Annotated in this window: 11 protein-coding genes; 4 read left to right on the forward strand and 7 right to left on the reverse strand. The window is 57.6% G+C overall.

Going from position 1 to position 16,084, the window contains the following annotated elements; genetic code table 11:
• Nucleotides 1-16: 16 nt before the first annotated feature.
• From H0S68_RS21210 to H0S68_RS21225, 4 genes are all read right to left on the reverse strand, one after another.
• Complete coding sequence (locus tag H0S68_RS21210; protein WP_259218484.1) at nt 17-1,555, reverse strand: sugar ABC transporter ATP-binding protein; 1,539 nt, start codon at nt 1,553-1,555, stop codon at nt 17-19.
• Nucleotides 1,556-1,701: 146 nt separating this feature from the next.
• On the reverse strand, nt 1,702-2,685 hold the full coding sequence (locus H0S68_RS21215; protein ID WP_115060513.1) for a substrate-binding domain-containing protein: 984 nt from the start codon (nt 2,683-2,685) through the stop codon (nt 1,702-1,704).
• Nucleotides 2,686-2,848: 163 nt separating this feature from the next.
• A complete protein-coding gene (locus H0S68_RS21220) occupies nt 2,849-4,252 on the reverse strand; it encodes a sugar porter family MFS transporter (RefSeq protein WP_041415703.1) in 1,404 nt (467 codons plus the stop codon).
• Nucleotides 4,253-4,289: 37 nt separating this feature from the next.
• Entirely contained in the window at nt 4,290-7,580 is a 3,291-nt protein-coding gene (locus H0S68_RS21225) for a DUF5107 domain-containing protein (RefSeq protein ID WP_259218483.1), read from the reverse strand.
• A 107-nt stretch (nt 7,581-7,687) separates the two neighbouring features.
• Between H0S68_RS21225 and H0S68_RS21230 the strand changes: the two genes are divergently transcribed.
• Both H0S68_RS21230 and H0S68_RS21235 read left to right on the forward strand, forming a co-directional pair.
• A complete protein-coding gene (locus H0S68_RS21230) occupies nt 7,688-8,890 on the forward strand; it encodes an ROK family protein (protein WP_020828672.1) in 1,203 nt (400 codons plus the stop codon).
• Between the two features lie 38 nt (nt 8,891-8,928).
• The gene (locus H0S68_RS21235; RefSeq protein WP_041414972.1) at nt 8,929-9,534 is read left to right on the forward strand and encodes a transglycosylase SLT domain-containing protein; all 606 of its coding nucleotides are present in this window, start codon (nt 8,929-8,931) and stop codon (nt 9,532-9,534) included.
• Between the two features lie 63 nt (nt 9,535-9,597).
• On the opposite strand, the gene H0S68_RS21240 is transcribed toward H0S68_RS21235, so the two are convergent.
• The gene (locus H0S68_RS21240; protein WP_020828674.1) at nt 9,598-11,763 is read right to left on the reverse strand and encodes a YgiQ family radical SAM protein; all 2,166 of its coding nucleotides are present in this window, start codon (nt 11,761-11,763) and stop codon (nt 9,598-9,600) included.
• A 182-nt stretch (nt 11,764-11,945) separates the two neighbouring features.
• Between H0S68_RS21240 and H0S68_RS21245 the strand changes: the two genes are divergently transcribed.
• Nucleotides 11,946-12,833: a PfkB family carbohydrate kinase gene (locus H0S68_RS21245; protein WP_410529006.1), complete on the forward strand. Its 888-nt coding sequence runs from the start codon at nt 11,946-11,948 to the stop codon at nt 12,831-12,833.
• Between the two features lie 38 nt (nt 12,834-12,871).
• Here H0S68_RS21245 and H0S68_RS21250 read toward each other — a convergent pair whose 3' ends face one another.
• Both H0S68_RS21250 and xapA read right to left on the reverse strand, forming a co-directional pair.
• Entirely contained in the window at nt 12,872-14,131 is a 1,260-nt protein-coding gene (locus H0S68_RS21250) for a nucleoside permease (RefSeq protein WP_262244685.1), read from the reverse strand.
• Nucleotides 14,132-14,212: 81 nt separating this feature from the next.
• On the reverse strand, nt 14,213-15,034 hold the full coding sequence (gene xapA / locus H0S68_RS21255; protein WP_130016539.1) for a xanthosine phosphorylase: 822 nt from the start codon (nt 15,032-15,034) through the stop codon (nt 14,213-14,215).
• 151 nt (nt 15,035-15,185) lie between these two features.
• Between xapA and H0S68_RS21260 the strand changes: the two genes are divergently transcribed.
• Nucleotides 15,186-16,082, forward strand: a complete 897-nt coding sequence (locus H0S68_RS21260; protein ID WP_130016553.1) for a LysR family transcriptional regulator — start codon at nt 15,186-15,188, stop codon at nt 16,080-16,082.
• Nucleotides 16,083-16,084: the final 2 nt, after the last annotated feature.

Genomic DNA, 16,084 nt, shown 5'->3' on the forward strand with positions numbered 1-16,084 from the left:
TCGAATGTGGGCAGAATTATTGGATCATCAGCACTTCAGACATCAGCTGTTCAACATCCACGGGCGAGATAAATTCCTTCACTATGGTTCCCTGCTGCAACAACAAGATCCGGTCGCAGACCTGGGGTAATTCCTCCACTTCGCTCGATACGAAAATGATACTTTTACCCTCTGCCGCCAGCTCACGCGCAATACGGTAAATTTGATTTTTCGCTTCGACATCCACGCCGCGCGTCGGCTCATCCAGCAACAGGATCCGGCTTCTGGCGTAAACCCAACGGCCGATCACCACCTTCTGCTGGTTACCGCCGGAAAGCGTCATGATCGGCGTGCCGGTTTCTGCGGTTTTCACCCGCATCCGGCTGACGATCGCCGAGGTTGCCTGTTTGATCTTCTGCCAATTCAGCACGCCAAAGCGGCTGACGGAACGGCTGTCTGTCATCACGGTATTTTCATCCACGCCCAGCAACGGCATGATGCCCTCCGCCTTTCGGTTTTCCGGCGTGTAGGCCATACCGCGCTGGAGCATCTGGGCGTAATTCGGGCAGATCAGCGTTTCACCGTCGAGGATCAGCTCGCCTTCGACGAACGGCGTCAGGCCAACGATGGCTTTCAGCAATTCACTGCGGCCTGCGCCCAACAACCCGGCAATACCCAGTACTTCGCCCCGCCGCAGCTCGAAACTGACCTGATGCAATTTGGGCGGCAGCGATAATTGTTTAACTTCAAAAACCTTGTCCCCGCCCTTCGGGGCCGTCACGGTTTGCGTATGGTGGTCCTGATGGCCCAGCATCAGGTCGACAATTTGCTGAGTTGAGGTGTTGTCCAGCGCCACGTCACCCGCCACACGGCCGTCGCGCATAATGGTGCAGGACGACGCCAGTCGGCGGATCTCATTCATTCGGTGGCTGACATACACCACTGCAATCCCGGCGGCGGAAAGGCGCATCACTGCCGCCGCGACCAGATCGGCCTCGGCGTTGGCCAACGAACTGGTTGGCTCGTCGAGGATCACCACTTTGGGATCCCCCTGACAGGCCCGGGCGATCTCCACCAGCTGCTGCTGCGCCGGGCTGAGATCGCGAACCCATTGTTGAGGATCGATGTCCACCCCGAGCAGCGCCAACGCGTGCCGGGCCTGCGCCAGCATGCCTGGTGCGTCAATCACGCCGGCGCGCTGCGGCCAGGCCCCCAAACACAGGTTTTCCGCCACGCTCATGTCCTGTACCAGGCTTAGCTCCTGATAGACGGCCCGCACGCCAAGCTCACCGGCCCGGCGCGTCAACAGCGCATCTGGCCCCTCCAGCAGTCGATCGCCGATAAACACTTGCCCGGCGTCCGGCCGCTCACTGCCGGTCAACATGCGGATCAAGGTGGACTTGCCCGCGCCGTTTTTCCCCAGCAGAGCGCGCACCTCGCCACGCCGCAGCGTGAAATTCACATCTTGCAGCGCCACCACCCCCGGGTAACGCTTATGCCCCGATTGAATGCGGGCCACGACCGGTTGCTGCGCCAATTCGTTTAAGGCTCTGTCACTCATGCAAGCCACCGACATTAAGAGCCTATCCCAGTAGGCGTCATTGTTGCAGGCAGTTTGGACAAGGACAGCGCGGAAGAACCGGAGCGTACACAGAGTACGTGAGGATTCTGAGCACTGCCCAGGGCCAAACGGACAAATAAAATAGCCTAATGGAATAGGCTCTAAGGTAAGCCGTCTTTGTGAGTCGTCAGCCAATCAGTAGCGCTCTGCGACGAGGCGTAGAGATCGATCGGCACCTGCACCACCTTTTGGCCGACCGGCCGCTGGTTGATGGCGTTCATCGCCTGAGTAAAGACCAACGCCCCCATTTTCTTGCCCGAGATATCCACCACCGCCTGCAGTACCTGACGGTTCACCAGTTCCTGTGCGATTTCAGTGGTCATGTCCGAGCCGAATACCACCGTTTGGCCGACCTTGTTCTGGTTGCGCACGGCTTTAACCGCCCCGAGCGTAGCGCCGCCGGATTCGCCGAAAATGGCATCGACTTTCCCGGAGGAAATCAGCAGTTTCTCGCCGACCGATATCGCCTTGTCCAGCACGGTGCCTTCCTGATTAGCGACGATTTTCATGCCCGGTACTTTCGCTTTTAACGCCTCTTCAAATCCTTTACGCCGTTGCACGCAAACTTCGAAGGCTTCGCAATTAATAACGGCGATCGCAGGCTCGGTTATTTTCTTTTCAATGAAGTAATCGGCGGCGGTATTACCCAGTTTTTTGCCAAACTCGTAGGGATCGCCGACCAAATAGGCATAAACATATTTATCTACGCCTTTCTCATTAATGCAGGTGTTGTAACAAATCACCGGAATGCTGGCTTCGTTGGCACGCTTGATGGCCCGCACGCTGCCATTCACCGAAACGGCGGAAAGCACGATGGCATTCACGTCGCGCGCAATCATGGTATCGATAAACGAACTTTCTTTAGAAACATCCCCCTGCGCATTGGTTTCTATGATTTCAATTTTCCCTTTGTCCTTGGCGGCGCCGTCTTGCACGCCCCAGCGGACCCCGGCGTAATACCCCTGGGTATCGAGATAAATAGCGCCGATGGCGGTTTTGTCGTTTTTAGCCTGTGCGCCTGCACTGAAAATAATCAGGCCCCCGGTAATGGCTAACAGCACGTGTTTTATTTTTTTTAGCAACATCGTTATTCTCCAGTTAATGTTCATTAACCTCTTGCTGCCTATTTTTATTATCCCGCCTGAAGGCTTTACCGCTGTTCGCCCTCAGGCGGAGCACAGACTCATTACACTAAATGATCAAACTGATTACTTACCGCCACAGGATCACGCATTAAACTAAACAGGGTTAAGTAAACTTTTTCTCCCTGGCGCGATCCGTACCTGCTGCACTGAGCTGTTCTTCCAGTGCTTCCAGAGTAATGCCTTTGGTTTCCGGCACTCTGGCGTAAATGAACCCCGCACCGGCCAGGCAAATGACGCCATACAACAGGAAACTGCCCGCTGCGCCTAATGCGGCATTCAGCAACGGGAAGCTATAGGTCAGAACAAAACAGGCCACCCACAGCGCAAAGGTGCCGGCGGCCATGGCCGCTCCGCGAATGCGATTGGGGAAGATTTCAGACAGCAGTACCCAGGTAACGGGGGCAAGCGTGACGGCATAGATAGCGATGGCGACCAACACCAGTAACAACACCGGCAGCCCCAGCAAACCATAGGCGTAAGCCGCCGCCATCAGCAGGTAGATCACCGTTAATCCACAGGCACCTATCAGCATCAGCCGGCGTCGGCCAATGCGATCCACCAGCGGTAAAGCCAGCAAGGTGAAGATCAGGTTGATCAACCCGGTGGCGACGATCGACTTCAACGTATCGTTAATATCGAACCCTGCCGACGCGAAGATCTCCTGCGCATAGTTAAAGATCACGTTGATACCGCACCACTGCTGAAATATCGCCAGCACAATGCCTATCACCAACACCGGCCGTACATCGCTGCGCAGCAGCGCACTGAGCGGCACCTTGCCGCTATCCTTGTCCAGCGTTTGACGGATCTCCTTTAGCGTTTGCTGCGCATAGCTTTCATTGCCGATGCGTCGCAAGACCTTCTGCGCCTGCTCGTGGCGGCCGACCTTCGCCAGCCAGCGCGGCGACTCCGGCACTGCCAGCATCAGCAGCAGGAAGGCCAGCGCCGGTACCAGTTCGGCGCCAAACATATAACGCCAGCCAACCTGTCCGTTCCAGCTGGCCAACAACTCCGCCTGACCGGCATTGGCGGCCACCGGATCGGCGATCAGCAGGTTGATCAACTGCGCTGCCAATACCCCGATCACAATGGTCAATTGGTTCACCGCAACGAAGCGACCCCGCTGTGCCGCCGGGCTGATTTCGGCGATATACACCGGCGACAGCGCCGAAGCCAGGCCAATGCCGACCCCGCCGACAATGCGGTAAATGATAAAGGCGTCAAAACTGGTGGCCACGGCGGTGCCCCAGGCCGAGATCACGAAGGTCAAGGCGGCAATCGCCAGCGGCAGCTTGCGGCCAAAACGATCCGACAGCAGGCCCGAGATCACCGCGCCGAAAATACAGCCCACCAGCGCCGAACTCATCGCCCAGCCTGACTGGGCGGGATCGGTGATGCCAAAATAGGCCTCGTAGAAAGGCTTGGCCCCGCCTATGACCACCCAGTCGTAGCCGAATAACAGGCCACCGCAAGCGGCGACCAGGCAGATAGTCCAGACATAGGGCATGTTCAGTTTATTCGTCACATTGGTCCCCTTTTGGGCATCAGTTGGCTAAAGTCTCGGCCAGCACGGTGAATAAACGCGCTTTGTCATGCGCAGGATTTATCGCCAGCAGCTCGCTTAACGTTTGCTGCGCTGCGGCTAACTGCCCTAACCCCAGCTGCGCCAAAGCCGTCACCAGCAGGCAGTGCTGTTGATGCGCCTGTTGCAGGTCATTGTCCAACGCCATCAAATCCGGCAGCGAAACGGCAAAGAAATCGGCGCCAGGCAACATCTCAGACTGCTGGCTTGCCCACTGCTGCATTTGGGTGAACTGCTGTTCGGCCTGTGCCGACTGCCCCAGTTGCTTGAGCGCCATGCCGCGATAGAACAAATAATCCACCGGTTGGTCGTTGTAGTAGCGGCTTTCAGCCAGTTCGCCGTGTCCCGCGCAGGCCTGTTGCCAGCAGGTGGCCGCTGCCTCGAGCTGGCCTTGCCGGGCAGCACAGATACCCAGCCAATAGTAGATATCGTTGTCGCTTTGCCCAGCCAGACGCCCTTCCCCCAGATTTTGCGGATAGTGCAACGCCGACTGCAGCAAATGCTGCGCCTGCTGCGGCGCTCCCTGTTGCAGTGCCTGGAATGCCAACCGTTGCAGATTGATCAGATACTGGCCGGTGACTTTGCCTTCACCACCTTCCCACGGGTGAAACTCACGCTGCTGCAGGATCCGTTGCGCGTCACTCAACCGATCGCACTGGTTGTAAAGGCTCAGCAATTCGGCGGTAAGGTCGTCACGCCGGGCCACTACCGGTAAATGTTGCTCCAACATCGCCAGCCGCTGAGCAGGTGCAGTACCGAGGCGTTTGTTCAGTTGATCCAGTTCAAACAGCAGCCGAGCGTCATCAGGTTGCAGAGCAAAGGCCTGCTGCAGATGCGCCAGCGCCACGTCATGCTGCTGGAGTTTATTGAAGGCGTAGATCCCCAGATTGCGCCAGGCGTCGGCAAACGTCGGCTCCCGCTCCACGCATTGCTGCCACAGCGCTACCGCCTGCGAGTAGTTGCGCTTGCTGTAATGGAAACAAGCCAACAGATACTGTGCAAAAACGCACTCCTGCAGTTGGCTTAGCATCTGCACTTCATTCAGGGTATTGGGGAAGCGCACCTGGTGGCCGAAGCCGTCGCGCGCCTGCGCCAACAACTGCCGATATTCCCGGTCACTTACCGCGCCTTTGCGCAGGCTGGCCAACATATAGCGCGGCAAGGTTTCCTGGCTGTCCAACAGCGTCAGTAACTCAATCGCCTGCTCTTTGGCTCCCCATTCACAGAGTTGACCGGCAATGTTTAGCGCATTGATCCCACGGCAACCGGTCACCGACCGCAGCCGTTGTAAATCGGCCTCGGCGTGAGTTTGCGCATAGCGCAGGTAATACAGGCTGTAATGCAGCGGACGGGCGACAAGCTGGTCATCGATATAGTCCAGGCTCTGTGCCCCTTTCCCCAGGCGTTGCAACAGCAGCGCTTTCAGGGCGATCAGCGGATAATGGCTGGCGTTAACACTCAGGCTGCTTTCACAAAACGCCAGCGCCTGCTGATACTCCCCGCGCCGCGCCGCGACCCGCGCCAGACCATAGAAACCGCCCGGTTTACCGTTACCACTCCAGATGGCGCGGTAGAAATCCTCGTAGGCCGCGTCGTCGTTACCCAATTGTTCCTGAGCGCAGGCACGAATCAGGCTGGCTAACCCGCACTGTGGGTTGCGGTTAAGGTTATGGGCTCGTGTCAGCGCGTCATCCGCGTAGGCAATCGCGCGTTGGAAATTGGCGCGGTTATATTCCAGCGTGGCCAGAGCCAAATTGCAGCGGTAATCAAGAGGATCCAGCGTCAGGCCCCGCTGGTAGTAATCGAACGCCGAACGGCTGGCATGGTGGTACTGCTCCAGATGCTGGCCGATAAACCAGGCTTCATCGGCGCTGACGATCTGTTCTGCCGCCAGTGGCGCTTTGGCGGGCTGCGGCAACTCGGTGCTTTCGCTCGCCTGATGCTGGCGATAGCTGAGTACGCTGCGGCCCTGGGCGTCCTGCAATTCAATCGTCAGGCGACCGGAGAAATCGCCGGTCATGGTCTCCAGCAGCGCCGCACCGGGGGTGAGATCAACGCGGCGGTCGAGCAGCAGCTGCTGATCGCTATCGCTGCGGATCACCAACCGGTGCTGCGCCAGCGGCGCGACCGCATACAATCCCCACACCAGTTGTCGCCCGTCGCTTTCCAGTTTTAGTGCGGCACGGGTGTTGGCGTTCTGCACCATGCCCAGGGTGTTGTAGGGCAGGAAATTCTGCACAAAGCATTTTTCTTCGTAGGCGTCGAGCCAGGTGAAATCCGGTTGGTTATCGGTGTAAACCCCGGTCATCAGCTCAATGTAAGGGCCGTTATTGTCGGTCAGATTGCGATCCCAGGCCTGGCCAAATTCGCCGTGGCCCCAGCTCCACTGTTTCTTGCCGGGCGACACATGGCGATCGGCGATGTGCAACAATCCGCCCTGCTCATCGTGGCTGTAAGCGCCTACAAAGTCATAGTCCGACTTATGCGCCATGTAAGACGTCGGTACCGGGATATTCTTGTAGCGCGAAATATCCACACCGGCCGAATAATCCACCTTGTAGTAGGTGCCGGTGGCAATAGGGAACGAAGAGACATCGCGCTTGCCATGGTCAAAAACGGCGGTCACATCCGGCGGGAATACGCTCTGGTGATCGTCTCCACCTTTCACCGCCGGGTTGGCCCACCACAGGAAATGGCGCGGCGTCGGGTTAGGGTTAAAAATCTTGGCGCTGATTTCAATCAGCGCGCGGTCAGGATACAGCGTGAAACCGGCCATCACCTGCAGCCCGCGCATCGGCTCCACCTCCCCCAGCCAGACGGTCTGCGCCCCGTTATCGTGCTGCTGGATCTGGCAGTCCACCGGCATATAGGTGGTCGGACGGTGGTGTTGCGGCCAGTTGAACTCGATCCCCCCTGAGATCCACGGCCCCAATAACCCCACCAGCGCCGGTTTCACTACCTCGTTGTGATAGACAAAATCGCGCTGCTGCACTTTGTCGTAAGCCCGATGAATACGCCCGCCCAGTTCCGGCAACAGCATCACGCGCAGGTAGTCGTTTTCCAGATATACCGCCTGATAGCGACGCAGAGATTTTTCACCGCTCAGGGTGTCAATAACGCCATAGGGATAAACCGCACCGGACGATCCCTGATAGACGCGGTTTTCCAGGAACATCGGGTGCGAGTCCTGTTCGCCCGTGCCGTAAGTGGGTAATTCAACCTGCTCTTGCCAAACCTTGACTGTCCCGTGCATGTTTTCCTCACTAAAAATACTGAAGGTTGCTTTTCAGGCAGTCTAAATGACAGAATCGGCTACTTTACGCGCTACCATCACGCAATACAGTAAACAGGGTTTAATGAATGGCATTGCAAGGGTTGAATAACCAACGGGTGCGCAATTTTAATAAACGGGTGCTGTGCGCGCTGCTGTATCGGGAAAAGGTGGCCAGTAAATCAACGCTGGCGCGGCTTTCACAGCTGTCTATTCCTGCCGTCGGCAAAATTCTCGATGAGCTGCAGGAAGAACGCCGGGTTGAGCACGACCAGCAGAATTTGCACCGCCGCGGTCTGGGCGGCGGCAGTTACCGCATCGCTGCCTCTGAGCAACGGATCCTGTGCCTGAACGTGTCGCCCTATCTGATTGAAAGCATCGTGGTGGATGGCCTGATCACGCCGTGCAGCGCCTTCACACCGCAACCGATCGTTGCCACCACGCCACAGGCGATGCTGCAGGAAATGGTGCAGATCTATCACCTGCACAGCCGACAACAGGGGATGCCGCTGAAAATAGCGCTGTCGATCCACGGCCAGGTAAACCCGCTCACCGGGGTGTCGCAGCGCATGCCACAGGCCCCCTGGGAAGGCCCGGTGGAGATAAAATACCTGCTGGAAGAGCGCCTGAAGACCGAGGTCCTGCTAGATAACGACTGCGTGATGCTGGGGCTGGCAGAAAAGTGGCAAAATAACGCTAACGCGCAGGACTTCTGCGTGATTAACGTCGATTACGGCATCGGCTCGTCGTTCGTGATCAACCAGCAGATTTACCGGGGCAGCCTGTTCGGCAGCGGCCAGATTGGCCACACCATCGTCGATCCCGATGGTGGCCTGTGCTCCTGCGGCCGTTACGGCTGTCTGGAAACCATCGCATCACTGTCGGCACTGAAGAAAAAAGCGCGCATTCAGCTAAAAGTCACCCCCAGAGCGCAACACGAAGGCGAAAGGCTTAAAACCCCCACCACCGCCGAGCTGATCGCCCGTTATCATCAAGGGGACCCCGCGTTGCAGGTGTTGGTGCAACGCGCCGCCCAAGCGATTGGCCTGAGCCTGTATAACTTCCTTAACATCTTAAATATTAACCGTATTTATCTTTATGGCCGTAGCTGTGGCTTCGGTCAGGCCTGGCTGGAGACCATCATCAGCCAGACCGGGTTCAACCCCTTCGATCGTCACGATCAGATCCAGACTCAGGCAACGCATATCGGCTTTGGCCAACTCACGCGCGCGCAGCAGGTGATGGGAATTGGCTATCTGTATGTCGAACAGGCACTGACGGAGATGCTATGATGCCGACTTTTATCCCAGCAAAAACAATACGGAGCACCATGAAACCCACCCTACGACACTGGTCGCGCGCAGGCGTGATATGCCTGATGCTGATCCTGGCCGGTTGTTCCAGCAAAAAACCGCGTACCAGTTATGATGCTCATGCCTTTGACGACGCGATTGAGGATGCTGCGGATAAATACGATGTCGATCAAAAACTGATCGCTGCGATGATCAAGGTCGAGTCCGGTTTTAACCCGGCGGCAATCAGCCGCTCCAATGCTATCGGGTTGATGCAGTTGAAAGCCGACACCGCCGGCTGTGACGCCTATCGCTACAAAGGGAAACGTGGCTGTCCGGACGACGACGATCTGCTGGATCCGGATACCAATATCGACCTCGGCGCAGCCTATCTGGCCGTGTTGCAAAAACAGCAGCTTAAAGGCATCGACGATCCTGTCACGCTGCGTTATGCCACCATCATCGCCTACGTCAACGGCACCGGTGCGCTGCTGCGGACCTTCTCCAGCAACCGCCAGCAAGCCATTTCGATGATTAACAATCTGTCACCGGAAGCCTTTAACTGGCACGTGCGCAAGTATCATCCCGCCCCGCAGGCGCCGCGCCACTTGATGAAGGTAGAAGCGGCCTACGAGCAGCTCTGATTTTCAAAAGCAAAAAAGGAGAACCCGAGGGTTCTCCTTTTCATTTAAGTCAGTGCCGAGCCGTTATGGCTTGCCGTTACGAATCGGCTTGCGCGGCGGCTTGTTGGACGGCGTACGCTGACGGGTGATGTCGGTGTGCTTGGTCAGCGCCGGGCGGGTATGACGCTGCAAGCGCTTGGCTTCGCGCTGTTCGTCAATGCTCGGTGCCGGCACCAGACACTCGCGACGGCTGCCGATCAGGTGCTTCATGCCCATTTCTTCCAGGGCGGTGCGGATCATCGCCCAGTTGGCCGGGTCGTGGTAACGCAACAGCGCCTTGTGCAGGCGACGCTGACGATCGCCTTTCGGTATCACCACATCCTCACTCTTATAACCCACTCTGCTCAACGGGTTTTTGCCGCTGTAATACATGGTGGTGGAGTTCGCCATCGGTGACGGATAGAAGTTCTGCACCTGATCGAGACGGAAACGGTTTTTCTTCAACCACAGCGCCAGATTCACCATATCCTCATCGCGGGTGCCCGGATGCGAGGAGATGAAATACGGGATCAGATACTGCTCTTTGCCCGCCAGCTTGGAGTAATGGTCAAACAGCTGTTTAAACCGGTCGTAGCTGCCCATGCCCGGCTTCATCATTTTCGACAGCGGGCCTTCTTCGGTGTGTTCCGGCGCAATCTTCAGGTAGCCGCCAACGTGGTGGGTAGCCAGCTCTTTGATATAGCGCGGATCTTCCACCGCCAGATCGTAACGCACACCAGAGGCGATCAGGATCTTCTTGATGCCCTCCAGCGAGCGCGCACGGCGATACAGCTTGATGGTCGGTTCGTGGTTGGTGTCCATGTAGGTGCAGATTTCCGGGTACACGCACGAGGCGCGGCGGCAGGTCTGCTCAGCGCGCGGGTTGGTACAGCGCAGCATGTACATGTTGGCGGTCGGGCCGCCCAAATCGGAGATCACACCGGTAAAGCCCGGTACTTTGTCACGAATTTCTTCGATCTCGCGAATAATGGAGTCTTCCGAACGGCTCTGGATGATGCGCCCTTCGTGCTCGGTGATCGAACAGAATGAACAGCCGCCATAGCAACCGCGCATGATGTTGACCGAGAAGCGGATCATGTCATAGGCAGGAATGGTTTCCTTGCCGTAGGAAGGGTGCGGAATACGCTGGTACGGCAGGGCAAACACGCTGTCCATTTCCGGCGTGGTCAGCGGGATCGCCGGTGGGTTGATCCACACGTAACGGTCGCCGTGCGACTGCATCAGCGCACGGGCACAGCCAGGGTTGGTTTCATGGTGCAGAATGCGCGAAGTGTGCGCATACAGGACCTTGTCGGCCTTCACCTTTTCAAATGACGGCAGCAACACGTAGGTTTTTTCCCACGGCTTGGGCTTGGCGGCGCGCACGGTGACCGGTTTGGCCTCCGGCTCCGGTTTACCGCCGTCAGCACACGGCAGATCGTCGCCGTAAGGGTTCGGGATAGGCTCAATGCGGCCCGGCTTGTCCAAACGGGTAGAATCCACCCCGGTCCAGCCCGGCAACGCACCCTTGCGCATCACCGCGGTGTTGCGGATGTCGTGGATCTCGCTGATTTTCTCGCCCGCAGCCAGGCGGTGCGCCACTTCCACCAGCGGACGCTCGCCGTTGCCGTAAATCAGCATGTCAGCTTTGGAGTCCACCAACACCGAACGGCGTACGGTATCAGACCAGTAATCGTAGTGAGCGATACGACGCAGGCTGGCTTCGATGCCGCCCAGCACGATCGGTACGTCTTTATAGGCTTCTTTACAGCGTTGACTGTAAACCAGCGTCGCGCGATCCGGACGTTTGCCGCCCACGTTGCCGGCGGTGTAGGCATCATCGTGACGCAGTTTGCGATCGGCGGTATAACGGTTGATCATCGAGTCCATGTTGCCGGCGGTGATGCCGAAGAACAGGTTCGGTTTGCCCAACCGCATGAAATCTTCTTTATTGCTCCAGTCCGGCTGCGCAATGATGCCGACGCGGAAGCCCTGCGCTTCCAACATGCGGCCGATGATCGCCATACCAAAACTCGGGTGGTCGACATAGGCGTCACCACTGATAATGATCACATCGCAGCTATCCCAGCCCAGTTGATCCATCTCTTCGCGCGACATCGGTAAAAATGGCGCGGTGCCATAACATTCGGCCCAATAAGGCTTATAGGAAAACAATTCACGATCGGGTTGGATCAGGCTGGTAGTGCTCATTCTGGTGCTCTTTCACAGGTTAATTAATCGCCGGGCGGCGATTATACGCACTAGTGACAAAAAGAGCATGGTTATTTCACGCCTTCGCCACAGCATCTCGGGCTTCCCTCTCGACTCCACGCGCCTGCGCGGTCATCATAGCGCATTCTGTTCGGCCCACCGGCCGACAGCGGAGGAGATCAATGAGTGAGTTTTTAGCAGTAAAACCGATTCTGGCCCTGGGCAGCGCGATCGTTGAGGTGACGCTGACGCAGGAGCAAAAAATAGGTGGCTGCGCGTTTAATGTTGCGCGGGCGCTGAAGCGCCTGCAGGTCCCGGTGCTCAACGGTATGCCGGTCGGCAATGGAGTATGGGGCGCGGCGATTGAAGCCGAGATGGAAAGTTTAGGCCTGCAGGTACTGCTGCGCCATGGCCAGATGGACAACGGCCGCCGTCTGTCACAGATGCAACCCAACGGCGAGTCGCTGTCGGTGATCGAGCCCGGCTGCGAAACCCAGTGGAATAAAGCCCAGTTGGGCACGCTGCCCCTGAGCGAAGACACGCTGATTTACATCAGCGGCGAGCAGTTGGCCGGAGAAAGCGGCGAGGCGGTACGTGAATGGTTAACACGCTTGCCGTTTGACCAGTGGCGGCTGATTGATCCCGGCCCGGGCATCGCTCAATTGGATGAAGATTTCTTTGCCATGCTCAGCGACAGCCACACCCTGCTGACGCTGAACCGAAATGAAGTGGTCACGCTCTGCGGCGCAGGCGATGCGCTCACTCTGGCCCAGCAGTTTGCCACCGCGCGCAATATCACGCTGATCTGTCGGTTGGATTGCGATGGCGTCTGGATTTGCCGTGGCGACACCCCGCCGCTCCAGATAGCGGCCTATCCGGTGAACGTCGTCGATACTCTGGGTGCGGGCGACGCCCACTGTGCCGGCCTGCTGGCCGGGCTCTCCGCCGGTTGGCCATTGCCGCAAGCGGTCGATCTGGCTAACCGCGTGGCCGCCTGCGTGGTAGCAACCCAAGGTGCAAGCGACGGGCCAGACTGGCAACAGCTGCAACAGTGTTTCCCCGACGTTTGACGCCTAATGGGCGCGGTTTGCGCGCCCCTCTTCTTTTTCTAATGCGCTCGCTCTACCGGCCCGACATATTCTTCCGGCCGGTGCTGATAGTTGAAGGTCAGCGCAAAAATGATCCCCAGCACTAACGTATACAGCGCGAAGATCAACCAGATGCTCTGCCAATCTTTGACGCCGTCGTGGGTGAAGAAATCTACCACTTCGCCGCTGGCTATCGCCCCCAGATACGCGCCGATACCGTTGACCATGGTCATGAATAGCCCCTGCGCACTGGCGCGGATGCGGCTATCGGCCTCTTTCTCAACGAAGATGGCCCCGGAGATATTAAAGAAATCAAAGGCACAGCCGTAAACGATCATCGACAGCAGCAACAGCACAAAGCCGAAACCAACCGGGGTCCCATAGGCCAGGAACAGAAAGCGCAGCGTCCAGGCCGCCATGCTGATCAGCATCACCTGTTTGATGCCGTATCGACGCAGGAAGAACGGAATGGTGAGGATAAAGAACACCTCGGAGATTTGTGACAACGACAACAGCACCGCCGGGTATCTGACGCTTATGCTGTCCTGATACAGCGGGTTGCTCGCGAAATCATGCAGGAAGGGATTGCCGAAGGTGTTGGTGATCTGCAGTGCCGCGCCCAACAGCATGGCAAACAGGAAAAACAGCGCCATACGCCGCTGGCGAAACAGCACCAACGCGTCCAGCCCCAGCACGCTGAACCAGCTTTTCGATTTTTCGACTTTGCTGGTCGGGCAATTCGGCAGCGTCAGAGAATAGCAGGCCAGCAACAGTGACATGGCAGAAGCCAGATACAGCTGCATATTGCTCAGCTCAATTCTGCTAAAGCCGATTAGCCACATCGCCACAATAAAGCCCAGGGTGCCGTACACCCGCACCGGGGGGAAATCTTTCACCGTGTCGTAACCGTGCTTTTCCAGGCAGAAATAGGCAATGGCGTTGGAAAGCGAAATGGTCGGCATATACACCATGGCGTTGAACAACATGACCCAGAACATCACCATCGGCTGCTCAACCTGGGCGGCGCAATACAGCGCAAGCGCACCGAACAGATGACAGAGCGCGTACAGGTAATTGGCCCTGATCCAGCGGTCGGCAAGAATGCCCGCCAGCCCCGGCATAATCAGCGCCGCGACGCCTTTGGCGCTGTACACCATGCCCACCTGCAATCCGCTGAAATGCAGGGTATTAATCATGTAAGATCCCAGCGTAACCAGCCAGGCACCCCAAATAAAAAACTGCAGAAAAACCATTACCTTCAGTCGCGTTTTTATTGCCATCACCATCACCTTATTATTTTGATTAAAACGATGATTCACGCGGCCAGGCCCCTGCACCTCGCCGCGGGGGAATTTGCAGCGTTACAGCGTTTTGAAGAACTCACGGATCAGGCGCATAAAGTCTTCTGCCGCCAGGGCCGCGCAGCTCAGCGTTTGCTCGTGGGACAGTGGCGTATCGGACAGCCCTTCGGCGTAGTTGGTCATCGCCGAAACCACCAGTACTTTCAGCCCGCAATGGCGCGCCGAGAGCACTTCCGGCACGATGGACATGCCGACCACGTCGCACCCCAGCGTTTGCATCATGCGAATTTCAGCCGGTGTTTCGAAGTTGGGCCCGGTGTAAGCGGCAAACACCCCTTCCGCCAGCGGAATACCCACGCGCTGGGCCACCTGCGTCAGTTGAGCACGCAATTCGCGATCGTAGGCATTGGCCAGGCTGAAAAAGCGCGGACCAAAACGCTCATCGTTATCGCCAACCAACGGCGATTCGGGCATAAAATTGATGTGATCGGTGAGGGCCACCAGGCTGCCCGGCGGCACCGACTGGCGCAACGAACCGGCGGCGTTGGTCGCCAGCAGGAATTCGCAGCCCAACAGTTTGAAGGTACGTACGGCAGTGGTCATCACCTGCATACCGCGCCCTTCATAGTAATGACCGCGCCCTTTCATGCACACGACAGGAACACCTTCCAGCCAGCCGGCAACCAACTGGCCGGCATGCCCCACCACGCTGCTGACCGGGAAACCCGGCAGTTCGGCGTAGTCGATGGTCAGGGTGTCGGTCATCACCTCCGCCAACGCCCCCAAGCCGGAGCCCAGAATCAAAGCCGCTCGCGGTTGGAAGCCCGGCAGGCGGGCGCGGATAGTTTCAGCACAGGAAAAAGCATCTTCTTGATTAAACATAGTATTCTCATCTGTGGAAGGGTGAAATAATCCCCATAGTAGAGAGCGATGCGCACCGGCGACCAATACATTATTGGCGGCTGATTTATTCCATTCACCTATAAATTGCTCGCATCAGGAGGCCATCATCAACCTAAAGCAGCCACAGCAACTGCCGGATCCCAGCCGGATTAACTTCCGCCTGCTGCACTATTTTCGCGTGGTGGCGGAAGAGATGAACTTCACCCAGGCCGCACTGCGGCTGAACATCTCCCAACCCCCGCTCAGCAAACACATCAAAGAGCTGGAGAGCCAACTGGGCGTAGAGCTGTTCAAACGCACCACCCGCTCGATGGCGCTGACGCTGGCGGGCCGAACCTTGTTTCACAACGTCGAGATGCTATTGGATCAGGCGGGTAATGCACTCAATCAGGTGCAGCAATTGGGGCGTGGCGAAGCGGGCCATATGGTGATCGGCATGGTCGGCACATCGGTGTGGGGTGGGCTGATACCGGCGCTGAAGCGCTTTACCGAACAAACGGCCAACGTCACCTGGGCGTTGAACGAACTGACACCCGGCCAGCAAATAACGGCGCTGCAAAAACGTCATATTGATATCGGCGTGTGGCGAGAAGCCAGGGAACAGATATTACCGGGGCTGGCATGCCAACTGCTGGCACGGGAGAACATTGCGCTGGTGCTACCGCTCGATCACCCGCTGGCACAGGCGGAAAGCCTGCCGCTGGCGGCGCTGCGGCATGAAAAATTCATCGTGCTGCCGCCTCATGAGGCCAGTCTGGGGCTATATCTGCACAACCTGTGTTTGCAGCAGGGGTTCAAACCGGATATCGCCTATCAGGTCAACGAACCGCAAACCCTGATGGCGCTGGTGGCCGAAGGCTATGGCATCACGCTGTTGCCGGACAGCTACGGCCGCATTCCGTGGCCCGGCGTGCGTTTTTGCCCGCTGCAGCAGGCACCGTCAGCGGATTTGTACGCCATTTACCATGCCGACAGCGCGACGCCGGTGGTGCAGGCCTTTCTGACGATGTTGGGTACGGCAGCTTAGCG

It is taken from the genome of Serratia sp. AXJ-M (genome assembly GCF_046531865.1).
GTDB lineage: Bacteria > Pseudomonadota > Gammaproteobacteria > Enterobacterales > Enterobacteriaceae > Serratia > Serratia liquefaciens.

Coding starts and splice junctions, on each gene's coding strand:
- H0S68_RS21245 (WP_410529006.1), top strand. CDS start 11,946: ATGAGTGAGTTTTTAGCAGTAAAACCGATTCTGGCCCTGGGCAGCGCG.
- H0S68_RS21240 (WP_020828674.1), bottom strand. CDS start 11,763: ATGAGCACTACCAGCCTGATCCAACCCGATCGTGAATTGTTTTCCTAT.
- xapA (WP_130016539.1), bottom strand. CDS start 15,034: ATGTTTAATCAAGAAGATGCTTTTTCCTGTGCTGAAACTATCCGCGCC.
- H0S68_RS21250 (WP_262244685.1), bottom strand. CDS start 14,131: ATGGCAATAAAAACGCGACTGAAGGTAATGGTTTTTCTGCAGTTTTTT.
- H0S68_RS21220 (WP_041415703.1), bottom strand. CDS start 4,252: ATGCCCTATGTCTGGACTATCTGCCTGGTCGCCGCTTGCGGTGGCCTG.
- H0S68_RS21235 (WP_041414972.1), top strand. CDS start 8,929: ATGAAACCCACCCTACGACACTGGTCGCGCGCAGGCGTGATATGCCTG.
- H0S68_RS21215 (WP_115060513.1), bottom strand. CDS start 2,685: ATGTTGCTAAAAAAAATAAAACACGTGCTGTTAGCCATTACCGGGGGC.
- H0S68_RS21225 (WP_259218483.1), bottom strand. CDS start 7,580: ATGCACGGGACAGTCAAGGTTTGGCAAGAGCAGGTTGAATTACCCACT.
- H0S68_RS21230 (WP_020828672.1), top strand. CDS start 7,688: ATGGCATTGCAAGGGTTGAATAACCAACGGGTGCGCAATTTTAATAAA.
- H0S68_RS21210 (WP_259218484.1), bottom strand. CDS start 1,555: ATGTCGGTGGCTTGCATGAGTGACAGAGCCTTAAACGAATTGGCGCAG.